This is a genomic window from Opitutales bacterium (assembly GCA_013215165.1).
In the GTDB taxonomy this organism is placed as follows: domain Bacteria; phylum Verrucomicrobiota; class Verrucomicrobiia; order Opitutales; family JABSRG01; genus JABSRG01.
The window spans coordinates 1-16,634 of record JABSRG010000071.1 but is presented as its reverse complement, the minus strand read 5'-3'; the positions used below and the strand labels follow the sequence as shown (position 1 = coordinate 16,634).

The following is a 16,634-nucleotide window of genomic DNA, read 5'->3' as shown; positions in this document are numbered from 1 at the left end:
GACTTCCTTGATCGGAAGTCCGCCAGAGCCAACCACTTTTTAATTTTTTAGCGCATCCCTATGGGATGGCTGTGAAAAAATACTTATCTGTGTGTATCTGCGTAATCTGTGGTCCAGGAAAAATTAGAATCCCTATGGGATGACTGTGTTTATTAATAGTAACTGGCGTTGCGCGGTCTAGAACTAACCTGAAAAGGGAAAATAGGAGAATGACTGATCTAATCTCAAGTAACTTTGTTTTGGGGATTAGCCCCTTGCCAAAGAAATCCGCGAAATTAATTTCTAAGCACGTTACCATTTCAGGTTCAAATTCCGCGCTATTCTGCGTCTTCCGCGGCTCAATTAGAGCATTCGGTATCTGAAATGGCGAAATCAGGCGTCCATCGGCAGTGACGAAGCACCGCCCTCCATGGCTTTGTGTGTCTGAAGGGGCACGCTTTGTCGTGACCCGTTGGGGTTTTTTAAGCCGCGGAAAGCGCGGAATTGCGCGGAAGCTTTTGTTTGGTGTAAGTGACCTGATTGAATTTTCAGTGGCTCAGTTTCGCTGGTATTCGATTATTCCAAAACGCCCTCGATCACCTTCCATACATTTTCTGCTAGGATCATCTGTCCTTCGGCGGTGGGGTGGATGCCATCGGGTTGGTTTAGGGCGGGGTTGCCGCCGACCCCGTCGAGGAGGAAGGGGATGAGGGTGGCGTTATTTTCTTTTGCGAGGTTCGGGAAAATAGCTCCGAATTCTTCTGAGAAAGTGAAGCCGAGGCTGGAAGGCATCAGCATGCCAGCGATGATGATCTTTGCCTTCGGATATTTTGCTTTTACGCGGTCTATGATCGCTTGGAGATTGGCTAGGGTCGAATCTGGGTCGATTCCGCGGAGGCCATCGTTTGCTCCGAGTGCAAGGACGAAGACATCAATGTGTCTTTGAAGCATCCAATCGATCCGGCGCAGTCCTCCGGCGCTGGTATCACCGCTGACCGCTCCGACGACGACTTCCCAGGGCAGCTCGGCTGCGTCGAGTTTTTGCTGGATGATGGCCGGGTAGCCTTGAGAGGGATCCAGGCCGTAAGATGCCGTTAAACTATCCCCGAAAAAGAGCAGGGTGCCCGGATCATTTTCCTGTGCAAGTGAAGGAGCTGCCCAAAGTATCCAAAGAGTAATTTGCAATAAGAGTCGAAATTGCGACATAAACATACCTGACTCTTTTGATCTGCACTATGTCAACTCTAGCTTCTCATTCTCCAGTCATCGAGATCTCCGATCTAAAAAGGGATTACCGCACCGCAGAAGGCCCTTTAGCGATTCTTCATGGCATATCTTTTACGGCTGCGGCGGGCCAAAGTTTGGCGATTGTCGGGCCGTCGGGAAGCGGTAAGACGACGCTGTTGGGCCTCTGCGCTGGTTTGGATGTCCCGACTTCTGGATCGGTGCGGTTATTAGGCACGGCGCTTGAGACTCTCGATGAGGATGGACGGGCAGCTTTTCGCGGGGAGCATGTCGGCTTTGTGTTTCAAAATTTTCAACTCATACCCACACTCACGGCAGTAGAGAATGTGGCCGTGCCTCTCGAGCTGCGCCAATTGCCGGGTGCGGAGGAGAAGGCTCGCGCGCTCCTGGAAAGTGTCGGCTTAAGCCATCGTATGGATCATTATCCGATCCAACTTTCTGGTGGAGAGCAGCAACGTGTGGCCTTGGCGCGTGCTTTTATAAATGATCCCAAAATTCTTTTTGCTGATGAGCCGACGGGCAACCTCGATGGGGCCAATGGAGGGAATATTACGGAGCTATTATTCGATTTGAATAACCGACAAGGGACGACGTTGGTTCTTGTTACTCACGATCTCGGCTTGGCAAGCCAGTGTGATCAGACAATTCGTCTTCGCGACGGACGTGTCATTAGCAACGACGCGGCATGAGCTATCTTTGGAAGACGGCATGGCGTGACGGGCGGCATCATTTGAGACGTCTGGTCTTGTGCGCCTTGTCCATTGTGTTTGGCGTGGCTGCCATGGTGGCTATCGACTCTTTTGTCGCTAATGTTGAGGTGGCGATTGAAACAGAGGCGAAGACGCTCTTGGGAGCCGACTTACAGGTGTCATCGCGCACGCCATTTTCGAGCGAAGCGGAGGCTTGGATTGAATCTCTAGGAGGTGACCAATCGCGTGAGATTCGGTTTTCTTCGATGGCTCTCTTTGAGGAAGCCGAGCAGACGCGTTTGGTCCAAGTGCGCGCGCTCTCTTCGGGTTTCCCCTACTACGGAGAGTTTGAAACGGAGCCGGCCGGGGCCAATCCAGCGGCGACCGAAGAGCCGGTTATCGTGCTCGATCCCGTTTTGATGGCCCAGTATGAACTCGTGCTTGGAGATTGGGTGGTGTTGGGCAATACCCGCTTCGAAATTATCGGTGAATTGGTGAAGATGCCTGGCGAGTCAGCTTTTGCAGGCACCTTTGCACCGCGGGCTTATATCTCGCTGGCTCAGTTGGAGGAGACGGGACTGATGGGAACGGGGAGTATCGCCTTTCATCGGGCTTATATTCACGAGCCAGATCTCGATACAGAGGCAATTCGTGCCTATGTGAAAGAGACGTTTCCTGACGAACGCATCAATCTCGATGACATTGAGGAGCGTAAAGAGAGCATTGGGCGGCCGTTGACCAATTTATCTCGATACCTGGGTCTCGTGGGTTTCATCGCTTTGTTATTGGGAGGCGTGGGGATCGCTGGGACGGTGCAGGCTTACCTCACGGAGAAGCGCGACACCGTGGCAATTTTGCGGTGTCTGGGGAGTTCGGCAGGTTGGGCGAGCCAGGTGTTTTTGGTTCAGGTAATGGGAATCGCGCTGATAGGGGCCGCCATGGGTGCGCTTCTTGGAGTGCTCGTTCAAACGGTCTTGCCGCGTATGCTGGGAGACTGGTTGCCCGTCGATATTGAGTATTTTGTCAATGTCCCCAGCATATTGGCAGGTGTCGGTTTCGGCGCTTTGATTGCGCTGCTCTTTGCAATTTACCCGCTGTTGCCCTTGCGTCGTATCAGTCCGCTCAGAGCGTTGCGGGCAAGTATTCAACCGACGGTCCATCAGCGCGATCCGTTGCAGCGACCCTGGATCGTATTGACCGTCTTGGCCTTGGCGGGATTTTGCGCGTTGCGAACCGATCCATGGTATCACGGGCTGATTTTTGCAGGGGTGCTCGGTTTGGTGTTGCTCATTTTTCTGGGTATCGCCGTAGGGATTCAGCGAGCCCTCAAACAGTGGGTGCGTCCGCGACACTATTTGCTTCGGCAGGCATTTTCCAATCTCCACCGGCCGCAGAATCGGACTGCTTTCTTGATTGTGAGCATCGGCCTGGGGACCTTTCTTGTGTCTACGCTCACGCTGGTCCAGTCGGGGCTTCTACAGCAAAGCGATATTCAAATGAATTCCGATCAGCCGAATTTGCTGATGTTCGATATTCAACCTGATCAACGGCCGGATCTCTACAATATCATTGATGAAGGAGGTATGGAAATCTTCGAGGACGCCCCGATCGTGACGATGCGGCTTCAGGCCGTAAAGGACAGGACCGTTGCTGAAATTAAGGCTGATCCAAATACTGAAATCGACAACTGGATCCTCAACCGCGAATGGCGGAATACGTATCGTGGCGAGCTCGGACCTAGTGAGACGCTGCAGTCGGGTAATTACGTCTCCAGCTGGGACGGACTGAAGCAGCCAGTCCCCATCTCGCTCGAGGATGATATGGCAGCTGACCTGGGAGTGACCTTGGGGGACACGCTGGTGTTCGACGTTCAGGGTATTCCCGTCGAAGTGGAGGTTTCCAGTTTACGCACCGTCGATTGGCGACAAATGCGTCCAAATTTTTTTGCTACCTTTCCAACAGGGGTTTTGGAATCCGCACCGCATTGGTGGATCGCGGTAACGCGTTCGCCAGACGTCGAAACAACGGCCCGGCTCCAGCGGGACATTTTTCGTGTGTTTCCCAATGTATCTGTGGTGGATATGAAGGTTATTTTGGAATCGTTGGAGAGCATCGTGAGTAAGATCTCATTTGCTATCCGCTTCATGGCGCTATTTACGATCGCGACGGGCATTGTAGTGTTAGCCAGTGCTGTCACGACGAGCCGCTATCAACGTGTCCGTGAAAGCATTTTATTACGCACCCTCGGCGCACAAAGTGGGCAGGTGCGGTGGATCATGGCGATTGAATACGCACTCGTCGGGGCCGTTGCGGCGACTGTCGGCACCTTACTCTCCATTGCTGGATCGCTCGGTTTGGCATACTGGCTCCTCAATATCGAGATGACGCTCCCTTGGCTTACCTGCGGAGCCACCATCGTTGCGGTATCAGGGCTCACTTTACTCACCGGATTGTTGAATAGCCGAGGTATCTCCAGTCACCCACCCTTAGAGATTTTGCGGGAAGAGGGGTGATTGGAGAGCGCGGTTGTTTTGAGCGAATGCCTTTCGACTCGGAATTTTATTTTTAAAGCTACTTGAAACCTCTGATCGCTCGGAGAACATAACATCATGAAACGGCTTTTTCTGTTTGGTACCTTCGTTTGTACTACAGTTGCACAATCTGCGACTATCGAAGACGGTCTCTTAGTGAATGGAACCCTAGATTTTGCGGATTCCCTTGCTGAGTCCCGAGATATTAGCCTCGAGGTAAGTCCTGGCGATGTGCTCTTCAAGGGGCGTTGGAATTGGGGCAATCTCGGTTTTTCGACCACGGTCACGGAATCCGATTTTTCAACCATCCCAGATTATCCTATGATCTTCACAACTCAGGCTGTTCCCTCAGGAACTTATCCATTTGCGCACTATGGAAATTATGGTTCCTTAATTTTGAAGGGAAGAAAAAATAACGGAAATGGCGGCATCGATTTCCTTATTGGTGATGGTAATGATTATTTTAGTGCGATGGTCATCGAAAGAAACACTGGAGATGTGGTTATCGGTCTTACCAATCCTCACGAGACCTTGCATGTAAGTGGTGGTTTTCGCACAGATCTAGGCGGTCAATACTCGGCTAAAATAACGGGTGGGCCGCTCGTAATTTCGAAAGATAAATCATGGGGGAATATTGGTATGCAAAGTCAGATAACTGAAGATGACTTCAATTCGATTCCTGATCACCCAATGATATTCACGACGCATGCGAAACTATCCGGTTCTTACCCTTTCGCGCACACGGGAAACCATGGTTCCTTAATATTGAAGGGATGAAAGGGTGATGCGAATGGGGGTATTGGTTTTTTGGTCGGTAGCGACTCTGAAGACTATGTAAGCGCTATGGTTATAGACCGGCAGGGAGACGTCGGCATAGGTGTCACCAATCCCCAGGTTCCGTTTCATGTGCGCGGTGAAACGAAGTTTAAAATTGCCGATGGGGAGTCTGTTGTGATTGAGACGGCGTCAGACAATAATCTGAGAATTGATTCTGAAGGCAAACTATTTATTAATCCAGTTGGCGATATTCCTATGTATGGGGAGGAATGATCAGCAAGTTTTCTAAAATAGTTGGCCGGTCAGAACATAGCTGGGTTATTGGCCAGGCTAGTGTGAGCGATTGTGAGGTTTTGTAGGGTGACCGCCAGAGCGATTGCTTCGGGGCGTGCCAAAGCCCAAGCCAAGTAATGGCTATCGCCATCGCTCAACGCACGCAAACTGTGCCTCGCCGTATCGGAGGTTTTTTTCGCCAACCAAGTGATGTCTTGGAGGGCGGCGCTTCGTCGCCGCCAGCAGGCGTTGTTGAAGTGTTATACCTCGATTTAGGTGCAAAATGCTCGATCCTATTGTCCGGGTATTGCCCCGTGGTTATGATTTCGGTTTCAAGAGTCGGGTAACGACATAAGACTTTAGCCGTGGGTTTTAACCCACGGTCTTGATATTCCAAAGCGCTTCGTCGCGTCGCGACGATTGACGTCCACTTACTTGGCTTGAGTTCGTTTTTTGTGGACTCCATTTAATTGCCACCTAGGAGCGAGGGTATGGCCAATACTTATTCGTGCCTGCACTACCATTTCGTGTTTTCTACAAAAAATCGTGAATGTTGGATCTCTGCTCAAATCGAACATCGAATTTGGGCTTATTTGGGAGGCATTGCTAAAGAGAACAAAATGGTTCCGATCCAGATTGGTGGGGTCGAGGATCATGTTCATTTACTATTGGCGGCGTCGCCGACCCTAGCGCCGAGCAAGATTGCACAACTCATCAAAGGAAGAAGCTCTGCGTGGATTCATGAGGTATTCCCGGAAATGAGGGCATTCGCTTGGCAGGATGGCTACGGTGCATTCAGCGTAAGCCGATCAAACATTCCGGAAGTTGTAGACTATATCAAAAAGCAGCGGGAGCATCATCGGGCTCATACCTTCCAAGAGGAATATGTGCGGTTTTTGACGAAACATGGCGTTGCATATGATGAGCGCTATTTATGGGATTGATCGCCGCGGGTTCATGCGTCGCTAAGCGATGCGGGGATGATAATCGGACCATGGGTTGAAACCCACGGCTACAAATCGGACAGTCACTACGCGACTCGGTTTGCGTGAACACCGATGCTATAGCATTACGATAGCCCTTATTCTCACCCGGATTATTCTACAGGAGCGTTCAATGAGGTATGAAATATTGACGCAAAAGTTGCTTAGGAAATATCGCTTTCGAAGTCACGTAGTGACGCACGAGGGTAGGCGTGGGTTTTAACCCACGAAATGCGTAAGGCCATAGGCACTTCGTCGCGTCGAGACGATTGAGAAGCCTCAGCTATAATATTCTTGGTAGAGCCTTTCTGAGTATTTCTGGGCGCGTTGTGCTCCGAAGCACCGTACTAGGTGGTAGCGGGCCACGAGAGAGAGGACTTTGATGAAGCGCGGCTGGGATTTGTCGGGGGTCCATTTAGTCGCGGAGACGGTGGCTTCGTGGCCGAGATAGACAGGATTCTCAAAGCCCAGACTGAGCTCGATGTCCTCCATCAGAGGCTGTGCGGGGTAGGGGTTTTGTAAGCGCGACTGGTGGAGGAATTGAACTTGATCTCCGAATGCGATACCCATGCCGCTGGCACGGAGTTCATTGAGCGCCTCGACACATAGGAGAGCTGGCCGTTGGTCGTTGAAGCGTTGGCCCAAGCAGCCGCCGTCGATTTCAGTATTCAACGTGAACGTGCGTTCCACCCCTGTAAGCGCATTTGCGGGTAGTTGGCAATCGGCGTGTAGTATGACTATGGAGTTGAATCGTGAAGCCTGGATGCCGGCTGCGATCTGGTTACCGCGACCTTGTGGGGTCGAAATCACGTTCGCGCCCAATTCTTTAGCGATTGCTCTTGTTGCATCATGAGAGTCTGCATCGCAGACAATGATTTCGTCCGGTGGTCGCTGGGACTGGCTTACTGAGGTGATCGCTGCTTTAAGCGTGGATGCCGCATTTAAGGTCGGGATCACGACACTGATGCCATGTGGTTTGTCCTGTCGCTTAATGATCGATGCTTTCTTTTTGGCCCAGTGTGAGCGGGCCCATGTAATCATTAAAAAGCCGATGAAGAGTGGACTCCAAAGTAGGGTGGTTTCTATGCGATGGAGGTCCCATGGGGCCCCTTCAGCAAAGTGAATCCAAACTATGAAGTAGAGTCCTTGGCTCACGCATAGTGCCAACCATGGCAGGCTTACTCTGACAGCGACTACGGGAAGAATCCAGGTAAGGTACCAGAAATGAAAGGTGGGACTGAGCACGAGTAATGCGCCGCATGCCCAGAGCCATTGCTGGTCGATAGAGCTCTTAGGTCTGAGGAAAAAGCGGTAAGCGAGCACAACCAAAAGGCAGACGCCGACGATCTGATTCGCCCAATCTCGATTATTTAGAAAGTCATGCAACAGATCGTGTATGAGCCCATTGAAACTGCGCTCTGCCCCAAAACCTAGGATGCCTTGTGCGAGGTTGGGTAAGTCTGAGATAAAGAATAAGAGTGGTATGGTAGCAGCAGCACCTACCGCAAAAACGGGCCGGACGCCTCCACGTAAAAAGAGAAAGGGCACGAGCAATAGGGCGATTATTTTGAACTGGACTGCGCAGCCGATGGCTATACCAGCAATCCACCAGCGACGACGCTCAGCCGCCATGATGCCGATGACGAGGGATAGCACCATGAGTGCATCGAAGTGGGCTTCTCCAGAAAAAGCGATCAGTGTGACCGGGTTCGCTAGGTAGAATAAGCTCCATCGCAGTGGACGCCTTCGGCGGTGTAGCCAGAGCAGTATCAAGGCGCAGATCGCTAGATCGACGGCAACCATTGCAATCTTAAAGCCGAGAGGCGTCGGCGAGAATTGGTTAACCAAGGTAAAGGTCGCAATACTGAGCGGCGGGTAAGCTGTAAGCTTGTCGCGATTATTCATCTGCTCCCAGTTTTCGTCGCGGTAGTCGGCGTAGATCGGGTCATCCGCAACGCCGAGATAGGGGCTTATTCCTTTCTGAAGTAGGTTTCCCTCCCAGATGTAGCGATAAACGTCGTCCGATGCAGCAGCTGGTAGAAAACAGAGTCGGAGTGAGAGAGCGAGGAGTAGGAGAATGGAGACTTCGATCCGTTGGGTCCTGAATCGTGGCCATACGAAGGGTAGGGCTAGTCCGCTCGCCCCGAGGAGAATGGGTAGAAAAACCCGGATTAGGCTGGCCGTGTCGAACGAATCGGTGATCAGGCTGTAACCCAGGGTACCAACAATTATCAGTGCAACGGTGATGGTTGATATAACAATGCGCTGGGAGATCATTGTAAGGGCTGCAATTCTGAGTGTGTGGCTGGCAGATTATTCCGGCCGCGCACTAATCTGGGGCAATCATGAGTAGTTCAAGCAATATTTTAGCAATCCGGGTGGATCTCTGTGTCGCAGGTTTTCGTCCAAGATCTGGTGGCGATTGATGGATAGCCAAAAAAAAGACCACCGCACGATGGGTGGTCTTTCGAGGTCTTACAAGTCGCGGAAGTTTAAGCCCGGCTCACATATGCTTTTGACTCGGTGTTGATCTTGATGATCTCGCCTTCCTTGATGAACAGGGGGACTTGGACGACGAGGCCGGTCTCGAGGGTGGCAGGTTTTTGGACATTGGAAGCGGTGTCGCCGCGCACGCCCTCGGGGCTCTCGACTACTTTCATCTCTATAGACGCAGGAAGGCTGATTGAAGTCGGTTTATCATCCACATACGTAATGTCATATTCTTTGCCTTCTACCATGAAATCGAGGGCTTCGCTGACCATGGCTTCGTCGAAAATGATGTCGTCGTACGTGTCTGGGTCCATGAAGTGATAGCCGTCTGCATCTTTGTAGGAATACTCCAGCTTACGTTGTTCGGTATGCATGAACTCGACGGTTTCGGTCGTGCGAAACTTATTCGTCGTGCTCGCTCCGGTGTTCATGTTGCGCAAGGTCACTTGAACAAAGCCGGCCTGTCGGCCCTGGGTCCGGTGTTGCATATCTAAAACAAGATGGGGAGCGCCTTGGTAATCCATGACGCGTCCTTTGCGAATTTCTGTGGGTGATGCCATGATAGAGGTCTTACTTAAATTGCTAGAGAAAGACGGAGGGTTGCTGTGCTGTCAATTGTTGGCGTTTATAGAACATATTGCCGGGTGCAATTGAAACAGCGGGGAGATTGCTCCAACTGCCTCTGTTGTTGAGCCGCTCTGTCGGCTCGCGGGTTGCGTATCGATTGAAACGACCGCCCAAGCAACAGGCCACCGGCGGCGACAAAGCACCGCCCTCCAGCGGTTTTCGTATCTCGTCTCATTGTCGCTATCGTGGTCGTTGTCGTAGTCGACGGGATCTCGACAACGATTGTGCGTGACCCTCCCTACCTCGATCCAAATCGAAGACGCGAGCCGACAGAGCGCCCCAACCACAACAAGGGCACCGACGGGTAACAGGGATAGCGAGTAATAGCTCCTCTCTTTTACGGTGATCGTTGTATATCCAGTGCAAAGAACTCCCCGTCCCCTCAATTACGCCCCATATTCCCGGTTTGATTGGCTCAGATTTCCCAGTTGGACCTGTATGTCCGGGCTTGGAGTAGTCTGGTGAGTTCGGCCATTACTTTGGCGGATTTTTCTATGCGTTTTTGGGCATCATTTATTAGGGCGTCATTTCCATCCCAATGTCGGTTGTGGACGTAAACGTTGTAGGGATTGATGATGCATTTGAAATCGAGCATCATGGAATTTGCGAGTGAGGTGTAGGCCATATAGCTATGTGGGAGACCGGCAGCATTCACAAAGGTAACGACTTTGTCGAAAAAGGCGCCGCGTATTGAGCTGTCTCTCGGAGTCGAACCCACATATTCAATGAGTTTTTTAAGCTCAGCGCAGCATCCCCAATTATAGACCGGGCTCGCGAATACTACCCCGTCAGCTTCATCTATTTTAGAGTGAATCTCTTTATAAGCCCGTGACTCATAGATCTCGGAATGATCGAAATTGGGAGGATTGATATCCCGTAGGTCGATGACTTCACCATCGATGGAATGCGTTTTTAAATAGTTATGATAACTCTGTGCTAGTGATCGACTTCGACTTTCGTTGCTGAGGCTACTGGAAATGACGTGGATTTTCATTTTGGACAAAGCTTATGCCAGCTGTTCGAATTTGTGGATCGGCTCACGACCTTGTAGCCGGATCGCGATTTGAGCTATTTTTGAGCGGCTACGCCGTGTGGGACAGTGTGCGGCGATATAGCGGATTGCTCCTTTGTAAAGGTGTTCCTTGGCCGAAGAGCCTGTTGGCCATAGCATCGATTCTTCGGCCACGGCTTCGATACTCTGGATCTTATGAAAATCCAGGTCTTCACGGAGCGTGATGTCGGTGATGGTATCGATCAGCAGCGACTCTGGATGTCCCAGTCGCAGGTAGCGGACTGCCCATCGCGGGGCATCTATAGCGGTATCGGTGGAGTCGAAGCATGCCCTTAGACCTTTGAGGAGTGCTTCGACATTATTCGGAAGCGAGGCCATGTCGCGCTCAGAGGTGGGTAGGCGCGCCGCAGGAATGTTGAGAAACCGATCTAGATAGACTGCCATGGCGGCAGTGAGTAGGCCGCGCAAGGTGGCGAAACTCTGGCTTTCAGCGCGTAGAATGAAACAGTGGACGGCGTGTGCGAAATTGAGAGTGTGGGCCGGATTGAACCAGTCGTTGATGTCGTTGGACGTTGGAAAATGGGCTAGTCGTATAGCGGCGGCATGCGCGATTTCGCGGGCGATGAGTGAAGGATCTACGCGGGCTTTGATCTGCTCTAAAATCGCCCCCAGTATTTTCTTTGGCTGATCCTCCAACAGGATCGTAAGGAAGTCTTTTTGGAGTGTGGCTTCGGTATTTGAACGGTATGCTTCAATTTCCCTCAGCTCGCATTCATGTCGTTTGATTAGCTCGATCAGGTCGATGGGGGATCGCCAAGCACTCGACTCTTCAGCGCCGCGTGCTCGAGTGATTTCCGGTATGATTACGGGTAAAACCTTCTGTGCTGAGTCGATTTCGAGCATAGAAATCAGCTGTAAGGCTTTATTTGTGAAGTCGAAGGTATGCCCAGTGTCTGAGCAGAAGCGGTCATTTACACCGTCGGCCAAGAGTTCGTTGATACCATCCACACCCACACGCTCCGCAGCGGTAAGTAGGGTGCGCTCGGCACCGTCGCGGTGGCGCACTTGCACCCATTTTTTGAGCCATGTGCGCAGACGCTCCAAGTCTGCATCATTACCGTTCATGCTGAGGCGATCTCGGCGAGATGAACGATTTTGACAATCGGTTGCCAATTGCCGAGCCGCTTCCACCAGGAAGTAGGTCCGTGTTTCAGGTGAGATTCTGGGCCAAAGGTTCGCGGCCATAACGACCATGGTCATACCCGAAGACCAGTTTTCATGGTTTTTCTGTCCGAATTCGGTGAGTAGTTCTACCAATTCACCGATGGTGACATTTAGCCCGAGGAGTCCAACCACGCTCTTGGCGATAATGATGGGTATGTTTTGTTCCATCCCTTTGTTCAATCGCTTTACGTAGTAAGCCTTGTCGGGCGTATGACGGGGACTATTTGCGATGAATACCGAATCGTTATCTACCCGCGTATCAAAAACGGGTATATCGTCGGCAAATAGATCGAAAGCGCATCCAGAGTCTCCATCGAAACGAGCATGGTGCCAGTAGCAGGTTACAACTCCGTCTTTTATCTCCCCCTTGTTTAGAGGGAATCCCATGTGCGGACAGCGGTTGTCTAGGGCGCGAATGTGCTCGCCGTCACGGTATACCATAAGTCGCCGTTCACCCACGGTTACAAGATGAGGTTCAGATTCCGGGATGGTATCGAGGGTGCCGATTCGAGTCCAAGATTGGTTTCTTTTCATAAACAATTGAGTTTATAAAATAATGGATCTTTATTTATCAACACTTTTGTATATTTAAAATTGGTTGATCGATGAATAGTCAGAGAACAATACCTACGCGCCGAAAGCTTTTCCGCATTTTGAAGGAAGAGGGCGGACGTTCTGCTGAAACTTTGGCGGAACATTTGGGCCTTACAAAGATGGGGGTACTAAAGCACCTACACGTGGCTAGGGACGAAGGATTGGTAGAGGAAAGGAGTCAGGCGCACAAGCGTGGAAGGCCGACCAAAATATGGAGCCTTACTGAGAAGGCAGATGCTGTATTTCCGGATGCTCACGCTGAGTTGGCGGCTTCATTAATTAGCCAAATGAGGGCCTCTCTAGGCGAGAGCGCAGTGAAGCAATTGATGGACACGCGGACGCGGGAGCAGATCGAGATGTATTCGGGACATGTGAAATCGTTAAAGAGCGCGGCGGCAAAGGCACGGAAACTGGCACAATTGCGCAGCGATGAAGGCTACATGGCTACGGTTGAGCAGTCGGGTGACGATCTCTTGCTCATCGAACGCCATTGTCCCATTTGTGTGGCTGCAAAGGCGTGTTCGGGACTGTGTGCGAGTGAGGGTGAAGTGTTTTCTGCCTTGTTTTCTGATCACGATGTGAACCGGGAGGAGCATATTATAAGTGGGGATGGCCGGTGTGCGTATCGGATAAGTATGAAGAATGAAGGTTGAATCGAATTGGAGTTGCCAGTTGAGCTTCGGTGGATAGCGATGTGGGGATGAATAGTATGACCGGGTATGGGCGCGGATCCGCTCAGACAGCGACGTTGGAAATCAGCGTAGAGATCTCATCGGTGAATCGCCGGAATCTGGAGGTGTCGGTGAACTCTCCGAAGGAATGGATGGGCTTAGATCAGGCATTGTCCGGCAAGTTGCGTGAGGTGCTCGGGCGAGGGAAGGTAAGTGTGTCGGTACGAGCAGCCGCTTATGGTGGGGTAGAAGGCTTGGTGTGGGACGACGCTGCCGTCAAAGTCTCTATCGAACGCTTTCAGGCTCTGGCTGAGCATAACGGTATCCCTTTTGAGCCGTCTTCAGCATTCCTCTTGGATTTGGTAAAGGCGATCCGTCCCAGCAGCACACTGCCTGAATATAGTGCCGTCGCGGCTGAGGTTCTGACGGCCTTTGATGCGGCGCTCGGTGCGTTTATCGAAATGCGTGCGACAGAGGGGGCCGCATTGAAGGATGATTTAATGCAGCGGCTAGGAAGCTTGAAGGGCTTTTTGCAACAAATCGTTGGATACGCAGAAGGTGTTGTGGCGGCGTACCGTGATCGCCTTTTTCAGCGACTGCGGCAGCTCAATCTTGAGGACTTGGATTTAGATGACGAACGTGTGCTCAAGGAGATCGCACTTTTTGCAGATCGCTGTGACATTTCCGAGGAAATTACCCGATTGAATAGCCACTTTGAACAGTTTTCTGACTGTCTGGCACAGACGCAGTCCACGGGGCGAAAGATGGATTTCATCATTCAGGAGATTAATCGCGAGTTTAACACGATCGGTTCTAAGGCTAATCGCATCGAAATATCACAGGCTGTCATCGATGCTAAAAATGAGCTCGAGCGCATCCGCGAACAGGCGGCCAATGTGGAGTAGGCGTGTGGGGCTGGGGATTTTTTTGGAGATCCGCTAATGGACGCAAATTCACGCGAATAGGTTGATATCACTCACCAAACTGATGATCGAAAGCAATCTAGTTCGCATCGAGCCGATCAGGTTGGAGCATGCCCTACCACTTTCTAAATGGGTGAACGATCCTGATATGTGGCAGTGGTGGTTGCGCGAGCCGCCGACTACCATCGACAAGCTTGAGCGATCCATCCGCGAGGCGTTTAAGGAGCGTGATTCAGGGTTAAGGGAGCCGTTTGCTGTTTTTTCCAAAGAGCTCCAAACATACGTAGGCGAAACTTCCTTTTGGTTTGATTCTGAAGATGAAGTCGAAATTGGATCGACTTGGCTTTGCGCGGAATTGCGTGGGACAGGGTTTAATCGAGCGGTGAAGCACTTAATGATAACCCACGCTTCACGTGTCTATGGAAGCTGCGAGCTTGTTCTACAGACGGATGAGCTGAATTTAAGATCTCAGAGGGCGATTGAGGCAATTGGAGGTGTGGAATTTAAGCGAATGAAGGCAGATAAGATCACATGGGACGGGCGGGTGAGGACATCTGTTTTTTATCGGGTAAAAAGGGCCTGAGGATTTTGGGTCTATGAATGAGGATTCGGCAGTTCGGGATATCGTCGCAGCTAAGCATCGATGCTGTCGCGGTGATGAGCTAGGGGTGTGATTTCGTTGAGGCGGTGTTTGCCGCCTATGAGGACGAGCACATCGCCCGACAGGATCAAGTCGTCAGGTTTGGGAGGGGAGAGCCAGTTGTCTCCGCGCTGGATTCCGAGGGCAGTGACACCGAAGCGGTGCCGCAGATCGAGTCCGGCAAGCGTATTTCCTTCGAGTTCCGAATTCGCTTCGATCAGTAGACGCGCGATATCGGGTCTGGTCTGCGGGCTGTTCTCTTGATTGCGCGCAGCCTTTCCGAGATGTCGTTTAGCCTGTTGCAGTTGGCGGTTTGTTCCGGCGAGAATGATGTGGTCGCCGGCGAAGAGAATTGCTTCGGGCGGGGGGTTGTAAATCCAAGAACCGTCACGGCCGATACCGACAATCGCGGCTCCCGTTGCTTCGCGAACACCCAGCTGGTTGATGCGGCGTGTCACCGGTTCTGAGGCGGCAACAATCGTGTAGTCTTCTAGTTCTACGCTGAAGCACGCGTGTTTACTTAGGCTGGAAAGGAGTTGCTTCCTCTGTTTGGCTGATTCCGTTGCTTGCTGCTGGTTAAGGCTATCAAAGAAAGCCCGCTCTAACTGGCTATTCACCGCAATGAGTCGGTTCCAGAATACAAGGCCCGTGGTGATGAGGATGGCTGCAAAGGCTATGAGTGCAGTCCCGCGTGGCAGGAAGCTGGCTGCTGCTCCAAAGTATACAATGCCGAACACAGGCACGATCATGAACATGATGAGCCCGTTGATGGCGTTGCGCGTGCGGCCTCCAAGACTGAAAAGATCTCCCGTATGCTGGAATGATGCTTCGGTCAACATCATGACAATGGCGTTTACATTGCGCAGAATCGAAATGATGAGGGGCAGGCAGGCGACGCCAGCCAGAAGCCAAATTCCCCAGCGCCACCAATCGTGCGTTGCATCCAGCTCTGGGGTGTTTTCGATGACTCCGGCTAGGATGTAAGCGACAGCGACTACAGCGTTCACCACGATGAAGGAGAATACAATTTGAAGGGTGGGGCGGCGCAGGAGGACGAGGAGCTTTTTGTTCTCCAGAGATCGTTTAAACGAGGTAAGTAGGTCGGTGTAGGCTTTACCTGCAGTGCGGACACCGCTGGGGGTATGGGTATCGATCCATTCAAATAATGGGTCAGCCGCCTTAGCTAGAATCGGTGTGAAAATTATAGTGATCAGCGCAACGCCGACTGCAAGGTTCATCATTTCAGCGCCTGCAACACCGAGGTCGATACCAAGGGCAGCGATAATGAATCCGAATTCTCCAATCTGTGATTTAACCAGCGAGCCTTTAAATGAAGAGCTAGAACGTTGACCTGCGATGACGAAACCAAACCAAACCGTAAACGTTTTCCCAAGAATGATCAGGATGCTCACCACTAATGAAAGTCCAAGGCCATTGATTACCTCCTGAGGTTCCACACGCATGCCAACTGAGACAAAAAATAGAGCCCCAAAAAGAATGCGCAGCGGCTCGATCGCACGTTCAATCTGTTCCATTTGGCGCGTGCCTGCCATGATGGCTCCGGCGAGAAACGCGCCGAGAGCAAGGGAGAAATCGAAGTGGGCTGCCAAGAGGCCTTCACCGAGCATCACACCGATTGCAAATAAAACCCAGTATTCTGTGCGCCCTTGTTTCTCTATATAATCAAGAACCTTTACGATGACTAGGCGCCCCACGAAGTAGCTAGCTACAACAAAGAGGCCGACACCGGACACGGCGATACCCGTTGCGTCCAGATTGAAGCGCCCATCGACTGCCAGTCCAGTCAGGATAACTAACAAAATGATGGCGAGGATGTCCTCGAAAATAAGCGCCCCCATCGCCAGCTGGGCCCGCGGGAGCTGCATCTCATTGCGTTCATTGATCACATTGATTGCGACCATCGAAGAGCTAATGGAGAAGAGTGCTCCAAGAAAGAGCCCTTGTGTTGGGCTCCA

15 protein-coding genes are annotated in these 16,634 nt (G+C 51.6%); 8 read left to right on the top strand and 7 right to left on the bottom strand.

Translation table 11 applies throughout. The features are described from left to right. Positions 1-555: 555 nt before the first annotated feature. The gene (locus HRU10_13395; GenBank protein ID NRA28225.1) at positions 556-1,191 is read right to left on the bottom strand and encodes an arylesterase; all 636 of its coding nucleotides are present in this window, start codon (positions 1,189-1,191) and stop codon (positions 556-558) included. A 23-nt stretch (positions 1,192-1,214) separates the two neighbouring features. Between HRU10_13395 and HRU10_13390 the strand changes: the two genes are divergently transcribed. The 4 genes from HRU10_13390 (at position 1,215) to HRU10_13375 (ending at position 5,494) form a co-directional block, all read left to right on the top strand. Continuing rightward, positions 1,215-1,913: an ABC transporter ATP-binding protein gene (locus HRU10_13390; protein ID NRA28224.1), complete on the top strand. Its 699-nt coding sequence runs from the start codon at positions 1,215-1,217 to the stop codon at positions 1,911-1,913. Beyond that, positions 1,910-4,426 (top strand): ABC transporter permease, encoded by a 2,517-nt coding sequence (locus HRU10_13385; protein NRA28223.1) that lies wholly within the window; start codon positions 1,910-1,912, stop codon positions 4,424-4,426. Before HRU10_13390 ends, HRU10_13385 begins: the two co-directional genes overlap by 4 nt. 96 nt (positions 4,427-4,522) lie before the next feature. Beyond that, complete coding sequence (locus HRU10_13380; GenBank protein NRA28222.1) at positions 4,523-5,221, top strand: hypothetical protein; 699 nt, start codon at positions 4,523-4,525, stop codon at positions 5,219-5,221. Between the two features lie 66 nt (positions 5,222-5,287). Then, the gene (locus HRU10_13375; GenBank protein ID NRA28221.1) at positions 5,288-5,494 is read left to right on the top strand and encodes a hypothetical protein; all 207 of its coding nucleotides are present in this window, start codon (positions 5,288-5,290) and stop codon (positions 5,492-5,494) included. A gap of 29 nt (positions 5,495-5,523) precedes the next feature. Here the strand turns inward: HRU10_13375 and HRU10_13370 are convergent, their stop codons facing one another. Further along, entirely contained in the window at positions 5,524-5,697 is a 174-nt protein-coding gene (locus HRU10_13370) for a hypothetical protein (protein ID NRA28220.1), read from the bottom strand. A 288-nt stretch (positions 5,698-5,985) separates the two neighbouring features. Between HRU10_13370 and tnpA the strand changes: the two genes are divergently transcribed. Next, the gene (tnpA, locus tag HRU10_13365) at positions 5,986-6,438 is read left to right on the top strand and encodes an IS200/IS605 family transposase (GenBank protein NRA28219.1); all 453 of its coding nucleotides are present in this window, start codon (positions 5,986-5,988) and stop codon (positions 6,436-6,438) included. 318 nt (positions 6,439-6,756) lie between these two features. Here the strand turns inward: tnpA and HRU10_13360 are convergent, their stop codons facing one another. The 4 genes from HRU10_13360 to HRU10_13345 all read right to left on the bottom strand — a co-directional run bounded on the left by HRU10_13360 (position 6,757) and on the right by HRU10_13345 (position 12,364). Beyond that, positions 6,757-8,754 (bottom strand): glycosyltransferase, encoded by a 1,998-nt coding sequence (locus HRU10_13360; GenBank protein NRA28218.1) that lies wholly within the window; start codon positions 8,752-8,754, stop codon positions 6,757-6,759. 215 nt (positions 8,755-8,969) lie between these two features. Beyond that, positions 8,970-9,527 carry an elongation factor P gene (efp, locus tag HRU10_13355; protein ID NRA28217.1) on the bottom strand — a complete coding sequence of 186 codons (558 nt, stop codon included), beginning with the start codon at positions 9,525-9,527 and terminating at the stop codon, positions 8,970-8,972. A 482-nt stretch (positions 9,528-10,009) separates the two neighbouring features. Next, positions 10,010-10,588, bottom strand: a complete 579-nt coding sequence (locus HRU10_13350; protein ID NRA28216.1) for an NAD(P)H-dependent oxidoreductase — start codon at positions 10,586-10,588, stop codon at positions 10,010-10,012. 12 nt (positions 10,589-10,600) lie between these two features. Further along, positions 10,601-12,364: a Rieske (2Fe-2S) protein gene (locus HRU10_13345; protein ID NRA28215.1), complete on the bottom strand. Its 1,764-nt coding sequence runs from the start codon at positions 12,362-12,364 to the stop codon at positions 10,601-10,603. A gap of 71 nt (positions 12,365-12,435) precedes the next feature. On the opposite strand from HRU10_13345, the gene HRU10_13340 reads away from it, so the two are divergent. The 3 genes from HRU10_13340 (at position 12,436) to HRU10_13330 (ending at position 14,601) form a co-directional block, all read left to right on the top strand. Then, positions 12,436-13,077, top strand: coding sequence for a transcriptional regulator (locus HRU10_13340; GenBank protein NRA28214.1), 642 nt, complete (start codon positions 12,436-12,438; stop codon positions 13,075-13,077). 47 nt (positions 13,078-13,124) lie between these two features. Then, on the top strand, positions 13,125-14,000 hold the full coding sequence (locus HRU10_13335; GenBank protein ID NRA28213.1) for a YicC family protein: 876 nt from the start codon (positions 13,125-13,127) through the stop codon (positions 13,998-14,000). Between the two features lie 82 nt (positions 14,001-14,082). After that, entirely contained in the window at positions 14,083-14,601 is a 519-nt protein-coding gene (locus tag HRU10_13330) for a GNAT family N-acetyltransferase (GenBank protein NRA28212.1), read from the top strand. 50 nt (positions 14,602-14,651) lie between these two features. Here HRU10_13330 and HRU10_13325 read toward each other — a convergent pair. Then, the coding region (locus HRU10_13325; GenBank protein NRA28211.1) for a cation:proton antiporter at positions 14,652-16,634 on the bottom strand (1,983 nt) is incomplete at its 5' end.

Coding starts and splice junctions, on each gene's coding strand:
- HRU10_13375 (NRA28221.1), top strand. CDS start 5,288: ATGGTTATAGACCGGCAGGGAGACGTCGGCATAGGTGTCACCAATCCC.
- HRU10_13385 (NRA28223.1), top strand. CDS start 1,910: ATGAGCTATCTTTGGAAGACGGCATGGCGTGACGGGCGGCATCATTTG.
- HRU10_13380 (NRA28222.1), top strand. CDS start 4,523: ATGAAACGGCTTTTTCTGTTTGGTACCTTCGTTTGTACTACAGTTGCA.
- HRU10_13395 (NRA28225.1), bottom strand. CDS start 1,191: ATGTTTATGTCGCAATTTCGACTCTTATTGCAAATTACTCTTTGGATA.
- HRU10_13345 (NRA28215.1), bottom strand. CDS start 12,364: ATGAAAAGAAACCAATCTTGGACTCGAATCGGCACCCTCGATACCATC.
- HRU10_13330 (NRA28212.1), top strand. CDS start 14,083: ATGATCGAAAGCAATCTAGTTCGCATCGAGCCGATCAGGTTGGAGCAT.
- tnpA (NRA28219.1), top strand. CDS start 5,986: ATGGCCAATACTTATTCGTGCCTGCACTACCATTTCGTGTTTTCTACA.
- HRU10_13335 (NRA28213.1), top strand. CDS start 13,125: ATGAATAGTATGACCGGGTATGGGCGCGGATCCGCTCAGACAGCGACG.
- efp (NRA28217.1), bottom strand. CDS start 9,527: ATGGCATCACCCACAGAAATTCGCAAAGGACGCGTCATGGATTACCAA.
- HRU10_13390 (NRA28224.1), top strand. CDS start 1,215: ATGTCAACTCTAGCTTCTCATTCTCCAGTCATCGAGATCTCCGATCTA.
- HRU10_13360 (NRA28218.1), bottom strand. CDS start 8,754: ATGATCTCCCAGCGCATTGTTATATCAACCATCACCGTTGCACTGATA.
- HRU10_13350 (NRA28216.1), bottom strand. CDS start 10,588: ATGAAAATCCACGTCATTTCCAGTAGCCTCAGCAACGAAAGTCGAAGT.
- HRU10_13340 (NRA28214.1), top strand. CDS start 12,436: ATGAATAGTCAGAGAACAATACCTACGCGCCGAAAGCTTTTCCGCATT.